Genomic DNA, 211 nt, shown 5'->3' with positions numbered 1-211 from the left:
CAGCACCTTGCTGCTGCCACGCGCTTTCTCGATCCAGGCGTCGAAGTCGCCTTCGCTCATCACATGCGCCTTGAAGTGCATGTCAGCGAAGCCGGCGCCGCTGTAGCTGGCAGAGATACCGTCATAGGTACCCACTTCGTTGCCGATCAGGTGCAGGCGGTTTTCCATGCCTGCCATCGCGTAGATCTGGCTACCGAGCTGCGGGACGAAG

Annotated in this window: 1 pseudogene; it reads right to left on the bottom strand. The window is 60.7% G+C overall.

Annotation, left to right across the window (positions count from 1 at the left end):
• Nucleotides 1–211: pseudogene (locus V6252_RS13575) on the bottom strand (ubiquinol oxidase subunit II); the annotation flags it as partial.

It is taken from the genome of Psychrobacter proteolyticus, from assembly GCF_038155145.1.
GTDB lineage: Bacteria > Pseudomonadota > Gammaproteobacteria > Pseudomonadales > Moraxellaceae > Psychrobacter > Psychrobacter proteolyticus_B.
Note: the sequence above shows the minus strand (reverse complement) of the source record. Positions and strands in the feature narration are given on the sequence as shown.